Consider the following 1097-nt stretch of genomic DNA (forward strand, 5'->3'; position numbering starts at 1 on the left):
TGGCCCTCGCGTTGATCCCCGAGGCGATCAGCTTCTCCATCCTGGCCGGGGTCGACCCGCGGGTGGGGCTCTACTCGTCGTTCGTGATGGCCGTGGTCATCTCCTTCACCGGCGGCCGCCCGGCGATGATCACCGCCGCGACCGGGGCGATCGCGCTGGTGGTCGCGCCGCTGGCACTCGAGTACGGCGTGGAGTACCTGTTCGCCGCGGTCGTGCTCGGCGGTGTCTTCCAGGTGACGCTCGGGCTCGTCGGCTTCGCCCGGCTGATGCGGTTCATCCCGCGCAGCGTGATGGTCGGCTTCGTCAACGCGCTGGCCATCCTGATCTTCACCGCACAGCTGCCGTACCTGGTCGACGTCTCCTGGCTGGTCTACCCGATGGTCGCCGCCGGCCTGGCGATCATCTTCCTGCTCCCCCGACTGACCACCGCGATCCCGGCGCCGCTGGTGTCGATCGTCGTGCTCACCGGGCTCACCGTCGCGGCCGCCCTCACCGTGCCGAACGTGGGCGACCAGGGCGAGCTGCCCGACAGCCTGCCCTTCTTCGGCATCCCGGCCATCCCGTTCACCTGGGAGACGCTGACGATCATCGCCCCCTACGCACTGGGTGTTGCCTTCGTCGGGCTGATGGAGTCGCTGATGACGGCAAAGCTCGTCGACGACCTCACCGATACGCACTCCAACAAGACCCGCGAGTCCTGGGGCCAGGGTGTCGCCAACGTCGCCTCCGGCTTCTTCGGCGGCATGGGTGGCTGCGCGATGATCGGCCAGACGATGATCAACGTGAAGTCCGGCGCCCGTACCCGGCTGTCGACCTTCCTGTCCGGCGTCTTCCTGCTGATCCTGGTCGTCGTCCTGGGCGACATCGTGGCGATCATCCCGATGGCCGCGCTCGTGGCCGTGATGATCTTCGTGTCGATCGCCACCTTCGACTGGCACAGCCTGCGCACCATCCACCGGATGCCGCGCAGCGAGACCGTCGTGATGCTCTCCACCGTCGCGGTCACCCTCGCCACCCACAACCTCGCCATCGGCGTCGGCGTCGGCGTGCTGGTCGCCTGCGTGCTCTTCGCCCGCCGGGTGGCCCACCTCGTCGAG

Annotated in this window: 1 protein-coding gene; it reads left to right on the top strand. The window is 68.5% G+C overall.

Annotation, left to right across the window (positions count from 1 at the left end):
• The coding region (locus IN07_RS22530; RefSeq protein WP_036340986.1) for a SulP family inorganic anion transporter at positions 1 to 1097 on the top strand (1097 nt) is incomplete at both ends.

This window comes from Modestobacter caceresii (assembly GCF_000761485.1).
GTDB lineage: Bacteria > Actinomycetota > Actinomycetes > Mycobacteriales > Geodermatophilaceae > Modestobacter > Modestobacter caceresii.